This is a genomic window from Actinophytocola sp. (assembly GCF_045807065.1).
Classification (GTDB): Bacteria; Actinomycetota; Actinomycetes; order Mycobacteriales; family Pseudonocardiaceae; genus Actinophytocola.
In genome coordinates, this window is the sequence record NZ_JBJMIE010000724.1 from 1 (window position 1) to 14,185 (window position 14,185).

The window sequence follows — 14,185 nt, forward strand, 5'->3', positions numbered from 1 at the left end:
GCCGGGCAGCCGGTTCCGCAGGCCCTGGAGCACGGTGTCGAGCGAGCGGTGGACCAGCCGCACACCCTGTTGCGTCAGGTCGGTCACCGGGTAACGCGTCGCCACCTCGTAGTTCAGGCCTTCGTAGGCGAGGATGATGGCTAGCGTGCGCAGACCGAAGATCGCGGTCGTCAGCTCGGTGCCCGCGTCGGCGAACTTCTGCGCGCTGCCCGTTCCCCCGCCCTCCGCCTCGGAGACGAGCGTGCCCGCGTGGCGCGTCGCCTCCTCGATCCAGGCCAGCTGGTCGAGATGCCACTCGACCAACCGGTCGCGGTTCAACGTCATGCCAAGCTCGGTGGCCGGCGGGACGTCGGTCCTGATCTGCTGGAGCGCCTCGAGGTGCCGCCTGAGGTCGGCCACGTGCGATTTCAGGACCTGCCGGAACTCGTAGGCGGTCGCGGCGGGCAGCGTGATGCCGTGTGCCGCCGCGTATGCCTCCAGGAACTCCAGGTTCTGGGTCATGGCCGTACGAGCCGCCGCGTCGGCCACGCCGCGTTCGAGTGTCCGCACCAGCAGGGTGACCTGTGCCCGCAGCCCGTCGGCGGTGAGCGAGTCGGTGAAGGGCGCGCCGACGCTGCTCGTCAGCACGTCTTCGCCCACGACGGGGAGGTGGACCTTCCGGCCGCCGTCGTCGTAACTCGGGATGTCGTACGCGCCCCAGGTCGGGCCGACCCACTCCTTCGACTCGGCCCGCGGGTTCGGTTGCGGCACAGCGGTTTCGCCGGGCGCCGCGGCCCGGACGGCGCGGCCGACCGCGTCCGCGAGGACGGCGGCCAGCCGCTGCCCGGCCACGGCGGGCAGCCCGTCGGGCACGGTGATGTCAGCGGGCAGGTGGTAGCACCGGCGCACGGTCCCGGCCTCCGTTTCGTGGGCGGGTCACTTCGGTTTCCCCGGCGACTGGATCGTGTCCTTGCCTTCCTGCAGTTCGAAGTGCATGGGGTCGGCGCTGCCGAAGAACCAGGTGGCGCCGGGGACGAACCCGCTGTGCGCCATCTCCTCGAAGAACTGGAGGTCGAACGTGCCCGTCGGGTTGAAGAAGCCGGCCTCCAGCAACCGCAGCAGCGGCGGGTTGTCCGCGGGCGCGATGTTGTCCAGGTCCCCTGTCGTCAACGACTCGAACGACTTGACGCCCGCGGGCGTCGACAGGTCGGGGTGGGCTAGCTCGTCCCGCAGCTCGCGTACCTTCCCGATCCAGTTCCAGGCGGTGGTCAGGTCCGGGAGATCGGACCCCGCCAGCTCGGCCGCGAGCAGAGTGCGTGCGGCCGTGGCACGGGCGAGTTCGCGGGCCACGTGGAGTTCCTTGACCCGCGCCTCGTCGGCTTCCTGTTGTCTGGCAAGCATGTCGCGGTGTTCGTCCGGCGCGGGCGTCGCAGCCCAGTCGCGCTGGGACCGCCGGGCCCGGTCGTATCTCGCTACCGCGGCGTCGCGTCGTGCCGCCGCCGCGGCGGCGGCCGACCTGGCGCGGTCCTCGTCCTGGCGTGCCTGCTGGAGCACCCGCTCCGCTTCTTTCAGCTCATGCCGGATCGTGTCGGGCGGGCGTAGCCTGTCCATGCCGGGATGCTTGGCCAGCGAATTGTTGACCTCCGTTTCGAGCGCGGCGACCCACTCGCCGACGAGCGGCGGGATCTCGGCGAGCGTGGCCGACCGGCGTGCCTCGAGGTCCTTGACCGCGGCCTGGTCGACGGGACGTTTGGCGCGTGCGGCTTTCAGCTCACGCAGCAGGTCGAGGTACCGGGTGCGCACGGCGAGCAGCTTCATGCGGTTCGCGGCGGACAACGCGCCGACGAACCCGACCGAGCCTTGCCGCATCTGGTCGAACTTCCGCGCGAACTCCTCGAAGTACTCCTTCGCCGCGGGGTCGGTGTCCTCGCTCGCGAGGGTGTGGTCGTCGCCCGCCATGCGCCGCCCCATGGCGACGACGGTCCGCAGCCCGGCCATCCCCATGGCCATCGCCGCGTTCCGCGGGTCCATGCTCGCCGCGATCTGGTACGGGTCGAAGTTGCTGGGACCGCGCTTCTCGTAACCGATCCGGGGGTTCGTCCTTGGTTCGATGTCCACCGCGTAGCCAAGGTCGTGGATCATGAAGCCACCACTCGCGATCTCCGTGCTCTCGAAGTCGTGCAGCCCGAACGGGTTCGAGATCTGCGGGAACCCGTGGCCGTGCTTCGCGAGCACGTCCAGCACGCGCTTGAGCCGCTCGGCGGCGTCGCTGTGCAACGCGATGTTGTCGGAGCCGATCCTCAACTCGGTGAAGTCCCGGAAGTGGTCGAGCAGGTGGCGCCAGTCGGTGAAGTACAACCGCATGCGGACGAAGAACTGGAGCCGGTGCGCGGTCCGGTCCGTCCCGGTGGCCTTGGGGTGGCGCCGGTCCACCTCCTTCTTCACCGGATCCGAGAGCGTGTCGAAGACGGCGTCGACGGCGTCCTCGGAGCCGAAGGCCGCCAACGCGACCGCACGCACCGCGTCCTCGTTCTCCCGCGCTGTCTTGTGCTGCCGGTCGATGTCCGCCAGGTCCCGGTGCTGGGCCCGGAACGCGGCCTCGTTCGCGTCGAGGTCCGGCAACGGCGGCGGCCCGGCGGGCGCGGCGGGCGCGGGCTGCGGTGGCGTGGCGGGCGCGGGTTGCGCCGGCACGGCCACGGGGTCGCCCGCGAGCTGGTAGGACGGGACGGCGTAGCCGGACTCGCCCGCGCGTGCCGGGTCGTAGGGCTCCCGCACCCGCGTCGTGGTCGCGGCATGATCGCCGTGCCGGTCGGCCAGCACGCGTTCCGCCTCGGCCAGCCGGGCCGTCACCGCGCGGGTCACCGCCCGGCCCAGCGCCACGAGCTGGTCGTCGCTCGGCACGCCGACGACCCGCACGGTGATCGGCACGTGGCAGTTGATGCGCACGGCTCAGGTCGCGACGTAGGCCAGTTGCACCGCGGCCACGCTGACGGCCGGGGACGCCTGGATGGACGCCGCGCCGAACTGGATGAAATAGCGGAACGCGCCGTTGTCCACCGTGGCGAGCGCGCTGGTGACGGGCGTCGTGAGGTCGTAGGGATTGGTGGTGTTGGCGTCAGGGCTGATCGTGGCCAGGGTGTCCGGCACCTGGGTCGGGCCGGTGAGCGGGATCCGCCGCAGGGCGATGTTGAGCCTGGCGGGGGGACCGGAGAAGAAGCCCGTGGCACGGAACGACACCAGCTTGATCTTCTCGGGCAGCGTCAGGTCCATCACCGCGTTGGCGCTGCCGGACGTCGCGTCCGGGTGCACCAGTCCGTTCTCGTCATAGTTCCAGCCGGCGCCGATGGGTTGCAGCCGGGTGATGAGGTCGAGGCCGGGTGTCAGCAGTTGCACACCTGCCGGGATGCCCGCGGTCTTGAGCGCGACGTTGACCTGGTCGACCACTGTGGACACCTGGCGCAGGTCGCTGTCGATGGCGTCGTACCGCACGTTGAACCCGTTCGGCCCGCCCGCCACGATCGGGTCGACGTTGTTGACCCAGTTGGTGTGGCGGAACGTCGGGGTGAAGCTGATGTCGACCGGGGTGGGTGGTGGCGGGGGCGTCACCTCGTTGAGCCGCACGGTGAGAGGCGCCGACACCGAGGCCTCGTTGCCGAAGAAGTCGGTGGCGAACACGGCGATCGTGTGGTCGCCCGCGCCGAAGTCGAGGTTGGCCTTCGTCCAGCTGAGGTTGGTCGGGTCGCCGACGGCCGTGTCCATGTTCTGGCGCGGGCCGCCGTCGATCGAGTACTGCACCGTGGTGACGCCGGAGCTGTCGGAAGCGTGGCCCGACAACGTCAGCAGGCGGAACGGCAGCTGGTTGACGGTCCGGTCGCTGGGGAACGAGTCGATGGTGACCTGCGGCGGGGTCTGTTCGACCACCACCTGCCGGGTGTCGCTCACGTCGATCTCGCCGGGCTGGTCGCCGCTGCTGCTCGTGGCAAGGATGTTCGCGGTGAAAGCCAGGGTGATCACGTCGCCGTGCCGAACGCCCGTGGGCAGTGAGCCGGTGGCGGACCAGGTGCCGTCCCCGACCGTCGCCTTGACCTTGGGGAACCGGTTGGCGCCGAAGTCGACCAGGATCTGCAGGATGCCGAACTGGTCGTGGCCCTCGGTGTCCACCTGGCCGTCGTCGAACCAGGTTCCCGTGATGGTGAAGGTGTTCCCGACGCTCTCGCCGGGCGCCGGGGTCGCGAAACTCACGTCGATCATGGCTGTCTCCGATGTGCTGGTCCTGCTCAGGCGGGTACGAGCGTGAGCTGGATGGCGTTGATCGCCGCGCTGGCGGCATCGCTGCCGTTCCACACGAGCCGGGCGGTGATGAAGTAGCGGAAAGTGGTCGGGTCGATCAGCGACACCACGTCGACGGCCGGGGCCTGCCGGTCGAAGCTGCCCGCGGCCACCAGGTCGACCGTGGCCAGCTGGTCGACGGGCGGCGCCCCTTGCGCCAGCCGCAGCGGGGTGCGGAACAACGCGACGGCCCCGCTGCTCACCTGGCCGTCGCGGGCGCCCCGCACCCGGAGACTGGCGAGCCGTACGCCCTCGGACAGGGTCAGGTTCATGACACCGAACGCGTTGTTGGTGGCCTGACCGATGGTGGCGCGCGCCGTGCCCAGGCCGCTGTCCGTCTCCCACCCGGCGGCCGAGGGGGTCGGGTGCAGCACCGGGCTGAGGGTCAGCTGTTGTTGCCGCGGTGCGGGTGGCGCGTTCAGCTGGTCGATCGCCGTGCCTATCCGCTTGACCACTGTGGACAGTTGGGTCAGGTCGGCGGCGATGGCGTTGAACCGGTTGTTGCAGCCGTTCGGGCCGTCGGCCTCGACCCTGTCGATCTTGTCCACCCAGTTGGTGTGGTGGAAGGTCGGGGTGTAGCTCAGGTGTGCCACCGTTGCTCCTCGGCTCACTCGGCGGTGTAGGTGATCTGGAAGGCGGCGAGCGTCACGGCGCCGGACTGGGTCGACGGGACGGAGGCCCCGACGAGGTAGCGGTACGTGCCGGTGGCCGTCGTGGCCACGGCCGGGTCGATCGACACCGCCTTGTCGAACGGGTTCGCGTCGCCGGTCACCGACGCCAGGACCTGCGGGTTGTTGTCGCTGATCGGGATGCGGGACAGGGAGATCGCCACCGTCGTGCCGTCGGCCTGGCCGAGCGCGCGGAACGACGTCAGGCGCACGCCGTCCGGCAGGGCCAGGGTCAGCTGCCCCGACGCGGGGAGACCCGCCGGCGCGTTCGCCGCACCGCTGGAGGTGATACTCCAGGCCGGGCGCAGCTGCGGCGGGAACGTGAGAGTTCGCTCCCCCGCGCCGGTCTGCTGGCCGAGCGCGGCGTCGACCTGGGCGACCACCGCCGACAGCTGCTGGAGGTCGGCCTCGATCGCGTTGAAGCGGGCGTTGAAGCCGTTCGGCTCGTCGGCGCGGACGCGGTCGACGTCGTCGACCCAGTCGAGGTGGTGGAAGGTTTGCGTGAAGCTGACATCAGCCATCGGCCGGCCCTCTCGCCTGGCGCGGCAGTGGGCCGCGGACGCGGAACTTCGGGTACGTGTAGTCGGGGTTGGCCTGCGTGAGGCTGCCCTGCAGCTCGACCACGTGCGCGCGCACGGCGGCGGTGTTGACCTCGACACCGGCCGGGTGCAGCACGTTGAGGATGTTCATGATCAGGTCGTGCTGGTCCTTGGTGATGACCGTCGCCGGGGTGTCCAGGTCCGCACGCGGCCGCACCTGGAACGTGTACGGCGTCGGCTCGCCGCCCACGAGGTAGCTCGCCTGCACCCACGCCATGCCCGCGAACCTGGCGTGCAGCGTGACGGCGGGCTGGGTGGACGACCCGATGGTGATGGCCGCGTTGTCGAACGTTCCCGACGCCCAGCCCAGCCGGGGGCCCTCCCCCGGCACCTGCCCGCTCAGCCCGGCGGCGGCCAGGTCGGCCGGTGTGGGGGTCGCGGTCAACGCCAGGTCGGCGCCCTCGTCCAGTTCGATGATGCCGTTCGGCTCGATCGCGCCCGGCCCACGCACCTGCACGAGCTGCCCGGGCGGCTTGGTCACGATCAGGTCGGCGCCGTTGTGGTGCAGGTGACCGAAACCGACCGCGAACGCCGCACTCGCCAGTGCGCCGGGCGTCAGCACGCTGTGCCGCAGGACGAGTTGTCTGCCCGCCCCGGCGGGTGGCGGCGTCTGCGGGACGAACGCCGATGTCACCGCGAGCCGGCCGCCAACAGCACGGCGGTCCAGCTCGGTGAGCAGCGCGTCCAGCAGCTCGGCGACGGCGGGCTGCATCGCGTGGGCGTCGTCGGACCCGTAGTCCACACGGGAGTCCGTGTGCCTGACCAGGAACGCCTGGTCGAAGAACACGTCGTCCACAGTGGATGGTGGTACGCCGGTCGTGCCGTCCGCGGTGATCGTGCCACCGTCGGGCAGGTCGGTCAGCCCGGCGTGCAGCACACGCGTCATGGAGACGGTGTGCCTGCCGCGGGTGAGGTCGGCCTTGACGATCAGCCTGCCCGCGGCCGTCGCCCGCAGCGTGGCCGTCCGGTGCGGTGAGCCCGCGTTGCCCGCGGGGGTGAGTGTGGCGCGCCCGCCGCCGTCGGCCGGCACGATGATCCACCGCAGGAAGGCGTCCTGGGGTGGCGCGGGGCTCAGGGACAGCGTGACTGTCGTGCCCACGTCGAGGTCGGCCGGGCCCTCGGTGGCCGGGGCGAGGCCGATGGCGAAGTAGTCGTCCGGTGCGGCGGCCGCGTAGATCCGGCCGAGGTCGGCGCGGTAGGCCACGTAGTCGAAGCCCGCGCGGTGGGCCAGCGCGGCGAGCCTGCCGAGCGGCACCAGGCTGTGGTCGACCAGCACGGCCCGGCCGGTGGCACGCAGGTCGGTGGCACGCGGATCGTACGCGGCGTCGACCAGCAGCCGCCCCTGCAGGTTGGTCTCGACGCCGGTCAGCGTGACGAGCCGGTCGAGGCGTTGTGCGACGCCGTTCTGGACCAGGTGCGGGTCCGGTGCGTGCTCACCGGGATCCAGCGTCCGGCCGGGCGGCCTGCCGAAGTCCACGTTCGGGTTGGCGTAACGCGACAGGAAGGCCGGGTCGAAGCTATCCTCCTCGGCCGCGGTGCCGACCACTGTGACCTGGGGAGTCCTGCGCCGGCCGGTCGCGTCGATGCTCTCCCCTGGCAGCAACGCGACCGGCCGGACGTGGACCAGCCGGGTGCCGCGGACAAGTGTCGCGTTCGTGTCGTCGACCACGATCGTGTCCGTGTCGTCCGGCCGGCCACCGACGGGGCCGGCGAGCTGGTTGAGAATGGCCGCGAGGTTGGCGGGGGTCGGCAGCGTCCAGCGGCGGAACAACGTCAGCCTGCGGCGGTAGTGGTCGTCGGCCTCGCCGAGGACCGGGGCGAAGTCGGTGCGGGCCACCGAGCTGATCCGCACCTCGTCGACCACGCCGCGGAAACCGCCGCCCGCCGCGCCGATCAGCAGGTCCGCCGTGGTCCGCACCGCGTCGAGCGGGGACAGGAACCGGAAGTCCTTCTCCGCGCCGTCCACGTACAGGGTGAGGCGGCCGGTGGTCCGGTCGAGGGTCGCGGCCAGGTGGGTGAACCGGTCGGTGGGCAACGTGACGCACGCGTGCAGGTCCAGGGTCGTGCTGCCGTCGCTGAGGGTGAACCGCACGTCGCGGTCCAGCTTCGCGTCGAACTTCCCGATCCCCAGTACCCAGCCAGGGCCGCTGTTCCGCGTCTGGCGACGGCTCAGCACCGGGCCGTTCGCGTCGTCGTCCGGGCGGACGAAGCACTCGACGGTCAGCTCGGCGCCCGTCCCGAGGTTGAACGCGGTGGTCGTGGTGATCCGGACCGCGGCGCCGGCATCGCGGAAACCCATCGCCTGGCCGTACCGGCCCGCGACGCCGAGCTGCACCGGCCCGACGAGCGTGCCGGGGAAACCGGTGCGGCCCGGGTAGGCCGCGGTCACGTCGGCGACGGGCTCACCCGTGTCGTCCAGGTGGTACAGCGCGATCGTGTCGGTGTCGAACCCGTGTGGCTGCGGCGGGAACCGCGGCACGCCGAGGTCGTGGCCGATCAGGTCGAGGCTCAGCCCGAGGGCGTTGGGCAGATGCCGTTGCGCCACAGTGCGTTCCGCGTGTCTGCGCAGCTGGTCGCGTTCGGCGCCCACCACCCACAGCAGCTTCGCCGTGTTGCCCAGCAACGCGGTCAGCGTCCAGCACAGGTCGGGCCGGTTGTCCTCCGGGGTCGGCGTCACGGTCAGCAACGCCAGCCGGGCGCTCGCCGACACCGGCGCGGGGAGTGGGAACGACGTGCCCGCCACCGTCCCCGCCGGCACGGCCACGGTGGTGAACCCCGACGGGGCGCCGGGGTCGTCGTAGTCCAGCCGGACCGTGGTGTCGACGGCGATGTCGCGGGTCGTGGCGAGCACGTACCCCGGCTCGGGTTCCGCGTCGAAGCGGGCGTGGTGGTCGGCGAAGTCGTAGGGGTCCACAGTGGCCTGTGAGCTGCCGAGAAGCGTCAGGCCCAGCCCGAGCGTGTCCGCGCCGCGTTCGAACGGCGTGGTCAGGCGGCGGCTCATCCGCCGCGCGGCGATGGGCCCGGTCACCGGATCACCACTGCCAGGTCGAGAGTGTCGTCGTCGGCGCCGAACGTCGCCAGCTCGGTCGGCCCCATGGCCAGGTTCTCCCCGACCGCGGCCTCGGCCACCACCCGCTGGAACGGCACGTCGCCGAAGGTGATCCGGCCGAACGAGGCCGGCGAGCGGCGCAGGTGCAGGTCCCGCACGTCAAGCACGCCGGGCTGCTCCACGAACGCGCGGACCACCTGCGAGTACAGGACGTCGCCGCCGAGGCGCAGCGCGGCGACGTCGGTGGCCAGGCGCCTGCGGATCGACGAGAGCAGCGCCGTGCCGTCCGAGCCGGACGCGACCACGGCGGTCGCCCGCACCCCGATCTGGATGTGGTCGGCCTCGACGACGTTGGCGTGGATGCCGATCGGCCGGACCGCGTCGACCGCGGCGGTGACCTGTTCGAAGATCCCGGTCACCGGCCCGACCGTGTGCCATGGCTGCCGGAAGTCGTGTGCCACCACGACCGTGAAGAAGTACGGCTCTCCCGCGCGCCGCTCACTGCTGAACGCGCGCTGGTCGAAGTTGAACAGGTCGAAGTAGCTCTGCGACACGTCCACGCCGCCCAGCGGGTCGGACAGCACGACGTCCACCACGCCGTCGACGCCGAGCGCGGCCTGGGCCACCGCGTCGACCGTCCACAGGTTGCGGGCCAGGCCGAGTAGCCTGCCGCGGTAGGACGCGTCGGACTCGGCGTCCTCGCCACCGGTCGTCGCGGCCCGGTTGGTCACCGTGAACCGCGCGGCGCCGGAGTCGGCCAGGAACTGCGTGCTGTAGCTGGGATCGACGGCCTGGATAGCGCCCGCGTCCACGTCGCCGCCCGGCCCGCGCTCGAACGCGACCACGCCCACGTCGGCGGTGCGGGTAGTGGCGTCGAGCCGCACCGGCGCCACCGTGCCGAACGCGCGAACCGGGTCGCCGGTCACCACGATCGTGCCCTCCGGCAGCACGTACTGCCGGTCCGCGACCGCGTTCTCCACGGTGATCCGGACGGTGCCCGTGCTGGCCAGCTGCCGCCGCTCCACGCCCACGTCCTCGCCGAGCTGGTCCAGCGTGGCGCCGATCGCCGTGGACACGAAGTTCCCGTAGTACAGGTCCTCCAGCCGTTTCCACAGCTCGTTGTCCTCGGCCGCGGTCGTCTCCAGGACCTTGCGCAGCGCGCTGGTGTTCGTCAGGTCCACGCCAGGGAAGACGGCCCGCGCGCGGTCGAACGCCTCGCCGAGCAGCACGTCGACGGGCTTCTGCACGAACCCGCTCTGGGTCACCCCGAAATCGGTCACGATCGTCATACCTCCACGTTCGCCCGCAGCGTCAGCGCGGCGCCTGCCACCGTGTCCAGGTCGACCACGACCGTCCACCTGCGACTGACGCGGGCGGTGCTTCCCCCGTCCGGATCGGCGGCCAGCCGGTCCGGGTCGTCGTCGAAGCTGACCTTCCGCACCTCGTGGACCCTCGGGTCTGCGGTCAGCGTGCTCACCAGGTTCAACCGCAGCAGTTCCTTCACGACGCGGACACCGTTGGGCGTCGTGAAGGCCTGCCGGACGTCCAGCCCGTAGCCGGTGTCGAAGCGGTCCGAGCCAAGCGGCGTCAGGATCCGCAGTGTCAGCGCCTGCGTGAGGTTCGCGATGCCCGCCACCTGCGCCAGATCCCCACCGTCGAACGCGAGATCCCCGTTGTTCAGGCGGAAGCCGCGCCCGAACGGGTCAGGCGAGGTCATGCTGTTCCGCCTCCCCGAGATTAGAAGTGTTGGTTGCCTTGGGACGGAGTGGTTCCGTTTGGTCACGTACTTGTGGCTGGTTTGCGTCACGTTCCCCTGAGGCGCGGTTGGGAGGCAGTCGACCTGCCTTCAAAGCCGTCGTCGGCGCGGGCGTCGTCATGCCGCCTCCAGTTTCGTCTGTGCCGCGGACTGGACGTGCCAGACCGCGATGTTCGTGTTGCCGGTGGCCGTGGCCAGCACGACCGGATCGTCGTCGATCGCCAGGGTGGTCGACAACCCGGCGGTGATCGCCGCGACAGCCGTGCACTTCGTGGTGTTCGTGCAGGTTGTGATCGCCGCGCCCACGACGTCGCCGCGGACGAGGACGAAGTGCCCCGCCACGCTGAGCAGTTGCTTCTTCGCCGCGACCTGGAACGGGAACCCGTGTGGGCACAGCAGGATCGACGCGTCGGTCAGCACCGCGGCCATCACGACACCGCCACCTTCGCGCCGTCGAGCGTGACGCTCACGCCGCCGTTGGTCAGCGTGATCGGCTTGTGGTTGGTGGAGATGGTGACGCCGCCGCCCGTGTCGACCTTGATGGTGGTGCCGCTCTCGTGCTCGATCGTGATCGACCCGTCCGCCGGTGGGGTGGGGCGAGTACCGACGTCAGGCAGCACACCCACGCCGACCTGGATACGCAGGCCCGCCGTCTGGATCACCCGGTGGCCGGTGCCGTCGGTGAGGTCGTTGGCGCCCGGGCCGGTCGGTCTGCCGTCCGGGCCGAGGCGGGTCGGCAGGGCGAGCCAGTAGTCGCCCCGCTGGCTGCGCGGGCGTCGGTCCGCGGCCTCGTCCGGCCAGATGAACCCGGCCAGCACCGCGTCGTTCACGAGGCCGCGGTTGTGTGCCAGCAAGGCACGCATGCCCGGGTACACCGGCACGACCAGCCCGGTCTGGTCGAACGCGAACGCCGACGCGATCGGCTTGTCCAGCAGGCTGAGCGTGGCGTCGGCCGGGCTGGCGACGCTCGGCGCGGTCACGGCCGGATCGGGGTCCTGCGAGTAATGCAGCGACGCCACGTGCCCATCCACTGTGTACTGCGTGACTTCGCCGACGTCGATGGCGGGCCGGTCGTCCTGGGCGCGGTCGACCATGTCCCGCAACCGGTCCGCGACGACCTGCACGCCGGTGGTGACCTGCGCCCGCGTGCCCGCCTCGGCCGCGATCAGCTCGAGCCGCGCGGTGTAGCCGCTGTCGGTGGCGAACCTGTGGACCACTTTGGACAGTCTCAGCGTCCCGGACGGCACACCGGACAGCCCGGTCACCTTGGCGACCTGGCCGACCCGCAGGCGCGGATGGCCGAGCACCGTCATACACACGGTCGCGTGCACCGGCGGGCTCAGCTTCCCCGCCGTGTCCTCGCCGTTGACGCTGTGCAGCGCCACGATGTTCGTGTCGGGGTCGAAGTCGACGGGTGCGGTATCGGTGGCCGCGCCGACCGCGTTCCCGAGGTAGACGTCGCCGTCGCGGACCACCAGTGGCAGGCCGGCCCGGGTGGTCAGCGCACGCAACGCGTCCAACGTGGACCCGGCGCGCAGGGTGAACCCGGTCAGGCCGCCCGGCAACGTCGAACCCGGTGCCAGCCGACCGCCGGCCCGTTCCACCAGCTTTCTGGCGAAGCCCACCGCGTCGATGTCGGTGGCCTGGCCCGCGGCCGGGGTGTTGCGCAGCAGGTAGCCCGCAGTCTCCTGTCCATACAGGACGGTCCGGGCGTAGCCATCCTCGCCGACGCGGCTGGAGATCCGGGTGACCCGGCCCGCGAGCACGAGTCCGCCGTCGCCGTTTCTCGTTGCGGCGTCGTCGAAGTAGCCGAGGTGCACCGACACGGTCACCGCGGTGGTGGCGTGCACCGCGCGGATCTGGTCTGCCGTCTCCGTCGGCAGGTTGATCAGCGTGACCTCGAACGTGTCAGTGGCGGCGCCCTCGGTCATGGTGACGGTGATCTCGGCGTCCAGCGCGAGCGCGTGGGCGAGCACGTCGTTGGACACGGTGACCGACAGCCCGGCACCGCCCGGCGCGGCGACGTCCACCTTGTACCAGATGGCGAAGCTCATGGTCTTTCACTCCGTCTCACCGCGGCGCCACCCCACCGACGACCTGTGAGCCGAACTCGCCGACACCGTTGAGGTTGCGGGGATCCAGCAGCATCGTGGGGAACGTCAACGCCAGCTCGGCCGCGTGGTAGACGACCTCGGGCACCAGCTTGCGGCGCAGGATGGTGGCCAGCCCGGCCGGCTCCTCCCGATCGACCGCCAGCACCAGGAACGCCCCCGGCACCGGCAGGTCGAGCGGGCCAGCGGTGGTGTCCAGCAGCTCCTCGGCCACGTTGGCGTAGAGCTGGAACCGGTAGGTCCGGTCCGCCACGGTCAGCCGGAACGCCTGCGGGAACCCGTCCGCCGGGTTGATCGGCAACCGCGCGAAGCTCGGTTGTGGCTCTGTCACAGCGGATCACCAGGGACCCTCGCGACGGGATTGGGCGCGGGCACGCTCGGCAGGGCCGCCGAGCCACCCGCCAGGCGACCCGCTGTGGCGTCGCCCGGTGTCGCCGCCTGTCCGGCGGGCAGCACCTGCTCCAACGTGATCGACACGTCCAGCGCGTCCCGTTTGGCCACGCTCTGCGTGAACCGCAGATTGGAGACCTGCATGTTCACGTTGGTCGTCAGCCCGGCCACCACCGAAATGCCCACCGCGGCCTGCCCGGCTGGCGCGTTGGCCACCAGCTGCCGTGACACGAGCGCCACGCGTTCCAGCTCCTTCTTCTGGTCAAACCGGTCGTCGCCGAGCAGCACGGCCTCGATGGCGATCGTCTGGTTCGTCGGCTGGGTGGCCTGGACGAACCGGCTGCCCATGATCCGCTCGACGCGGTACCCCTCGTTCACGGTCAGGCTCTGCACGTGTCGCAACTGGACAGTGCCGACCAGGACGGGTGTGTTGGCGGCCATGCGTTTTCCTCCGGTCAGATCCGGGTGTTGAGCTCCCGGTCGAGCTCGCCGAACACGTGGTCGGCCACACGCCGGACCTCGGCCTCGGGCAGCGACCCGACCACCTCGATCTGGACGGGGAAGTAGTAGTTGACCACCGCACCGCCGTCGGGCCACGGCGCGATCGCCGCCTCGCTGCCCGGCTGCGGCACGATGTACTCGCCCTCGTGGACGAGCGCGATGCCGGTCCGCTCCACCCGGCCACCGGTCGCGAAACCGGGCACCGCGACGGTGTCCGCGTCGTCCTCCGTGCCGTCCACCGCTTACCCCTCCACGCCGACGGACAGCGCGAGACAGGTGAACGACGCCTGCGGCACGCCGTCGATCACGACGTTGCTCGGGTTCGCCGAGGTGACCACGCAGCGCGCGAACTTGAGCGAGTTGAAGGCCCAGTCGGTGCCCTTCTTCTCGGCCACCACCACCTGGAACTCGGTGCCGCTCGCGGCGAGCTCGGTCAGGTCCGCGACGGCGGACGCCACCGCCGGCACGCCCATGGTGAAGGTGAACGTGAACGGCTGGCGGACGAAGCCGGTGTTGTCCGCCTCGATGCTGTGCAACACGGTGTGCGGCACGTTGAACGTCGGCGTGAACGTCGAGATCGGCGTGATCGTGGCGTCGCCGAGCTTGACCTCGAGCCGGGTGTTCCAGTCGGCCATTGAAAGAGCCCTCCTAGTCGAACTTCAGATCGATGGAGATGCGGTGCACCGCACCCGCGTACTCCAGTGCGGCGAGCACCTGCACGAGCCGGGCCACCTCGGCGTCGTGGATCCGCTGCTGCTCGACGGCGGTCCGTGTCGCCGGGTCCTTGTCCAGCAACGTCAGCA

The 14,185-nt window shown here is 71.1% G+C and carries 14 protein-coding genes; all 14 read right to left on the bottom strand.

Translation table 11 applies throughout. The annotated features are described in order from the left end of the window. Positions 1-888: hypothetical protein (locus ACJ73U_RS42605; RefSeq protein WP_407783477.1), on the bottom strand; the 888-nt coding region annotated here is incomplete at its 3' end. 27 nt (positions 889-915) lie between these two features. After that, positions 916-2,907 (bottom strand): hypothetical protein, encoded by a 1,992-nt coding sequence (locus ACJ73U_RS42610; RefSeq protein ID WP_407783478.1) that lies wholly within the window; start codon positions 2,905-2,907, stop codon positions 916-918. 21 nt (positions 2,908-2,928) lie between these two features. Further along, entirely contained in the window at positions 2,929-4,230 is a 1,302-nt protein-coding gene (locus tag ACJ73U_RS42615; RefSeq protein WP_407783479.1) for an Ig-like domain-containing protein, read from the bottom strand. 26 nt (positions 4,231-4,256) lie between these two features. Then, the gene (locus tag ACJ73U_RS42620; RefSeq protein ID WP_407783480.1) at positions 4,257-4,901 is read right to left on the bottom strand and encodes a hypothetical protein; all 645 of its coding nucleotides are present in this window, start codon (positions 4,899-4,901) and stop codon (positions 4,257-4,259) included. A 14-nt stretch (positions 4,902-4,915) separates the two neighbouring features. After that, positions 4,916-5,497: a hypothetical protein gene (locus tag ACJ73U_RS42625; RefSeq protein ID WP_407783481.1), complete on the bottom strand. Its 582-nt coding sequence runs from the start codon at positions 5,495-5,497 to the stop codon at positions 4,916-4,918. Next, positions 5,490-8,603 (bottom strand): LamG-like jellyroll fold domain-containing protein, encoded by a 3,114-nt coding sequence (locus ACJ73U_RS42630; RefSeq protein ID WP_407783482.1) that lies wholly within the window; start codon positions 8,601-8,603, stop codon positions 5,490-5,492. The genes ACJ73U_RS42625 and ACJ73U_RS42630 overlap by 8 nt, the downstream gene beginning before the upstream one ends. Beyond that, positions 8,600-9,913 carry a baseplate J/gp47 family protein gene (locus ACJ73U_RS42635; protein WP_407783483.1) on the bottom strand — a complete coding sequence of 438 codons (1,314 nt, stop codon included), beginning with the start codon at positions 9,911-9,913 and terminating at the stop codon, positions 8,600-8,602. Before ACJ73U_RS42635 ends, ACJ73U_RS42630 begins: the two co-directional genes overlap by 4 nt. Further along, the gene (locus tag ACJ73U_RS42640; protein WP_407783484.1) at positions 9,910-10,341 is read right to left on the bottom strand and encodes a hypothetical protein; all 432 of its coding nucleotides are present in this window, start codon (positions 10,339-10,341) and stop codon (positions 9,910-9,912) included. The genes ACJ73U_RS42635 and ACJ73U_RS42640 overlap by 4 nt, the downstream gene beginning before the upstream one ends. Positions 10,342-10,497: 156 nt before the next feature. Then, on the bottom strand, positions 10,498-10,809 hold the full coding sequence (locus tag ACJ73U_RS42645) for a hypothetical protein (RefSeq protein WP_407783485.1): 312 nt from the start codon (positions 10,807-10,809) through the stop codon (positions 10,498-10,500). Beyond that, a complete protein-coding gene (locus ACJ73U_RS42650) occupies positions 10,809-12,434 on the bottom strand; it encodes a hypothetical protein (RefSeq protein WP_407783486.1) in 1,626 nt (541 codons plus the stop codon). The genes ACJ73U_RS42645 and ACJ73U_RS42650 overlap by 1 nt, the downstream gene beginning before the upstream one ends. 16 nt (positions 12,435-12,450) lie before the next feature. Beyond that, positions 12,451-12,822 carry a hypothetical protein gene (locus ACJ73U_RS42655; RefSeq protein WP_407783487.1) on the bottom strand — a complete coding sequence of 124 codons (372 nt, stop codon included), beginning with the start codon at positions 12,820-12,822 and terminating at the stop codon, positions 12,451-12,453. Continuing rightward, positions 12,819-13,322, bottom strand: coding sequence for a hypothetical protein (locus ACJ73U_RS42660; protein ID WP_407783488.1), 504 nt, complete (start codon positions 13,320-13,322; stop codon positions 12,819-12,821). Before ACJ73U_RS42660 ends, ACJ73U_RS42655 begins: the two co-directional genes overlap by 4 nt. Before the next feature lie 14 nt (positions 13,323-13,336). Beyond that, a complete protein-coding gene (locus ACJ73U_RS42665; protein ID WP_407783489.1) occupies positions 13,337-13,621 on the bottom strand; it encodes a hypothetical protein in 285 nt (94 codons plus the stop codon). A gap of 3 nt (positions 13,622-13,624) precedes the next feature. Continuing rightward, entirely contained in the window at positions 13,625-14,017 is a 393-nt protein-coding gene (locus tag ACJ73U_RS42670) for a hypothetical protein (RefSeq protein WP_407783490.1), read from the bottom strand. Positions 14,018-14,185: the final 168 nt, after the last annotated feature.

Bases quoted from the DNA above. Each gene is read 5' to 3' on its own strand.
- ACJ73U_RS42615 (WP_407783479.1), bottom strand. From the start codon at position 4,230: ATGATCGACGTGAGTTTCGCGACCCCGGCGCCCGGCGAGAGCGTCGGG.
- ACJ73U_RS42625 (WP_407783481.1), bottom strand. From the start codon at position 5,497: ATGGCTGATGTCAGCTTCACGCAAACCTTCCACCACCTCGACTGGGTC.
- ACJ73U_RS42635 (WP_407783483.1), bottom strand. From the start codon at position 9,913: ATGACGATCGTGACCGATTTCGGGGTGACCCAGAGCGGGTTCGTGCAG.
- ACJ73U_RS42640 (WP_407783484.1), bottom strand. From the start codon at position 10,341: ATGACCTCGCCTGACCCGTTCGGGCGCGGCTTCCGCCTGAACAACGGG.
- ACJ73U_RS42645 (WP_407783485.1), bottom strand. From the start codon at position 10,809: ATGGCCGCGGTGCTGACCGACGCGTCGATCCTGCTGTGCCCACACGGG.
- ACJ73U_RS42650 (WP_407783486.1), bottom strand. From the start codon at position 12,434: ATGAGCTTCGCCATCTGGTACAAGGTGGACGTCGCCGCGCCGGGCGGT.
- ACJ73U_RS42660 (WP_407783488.1), bottom strand. From the start codon at position 13,322: ATGGCCGCCAACACACCCGTCCTGGTCGGCACTGTCCAGTTGCGACAC.
- ACJ73U_RS42670 (WP_407783490.1), bottom strand. From the start codon at position 14,017: ATGGCCGACTGGAACACCCGGCTCGAGGTCAAGCTCGGCGACGCCACG.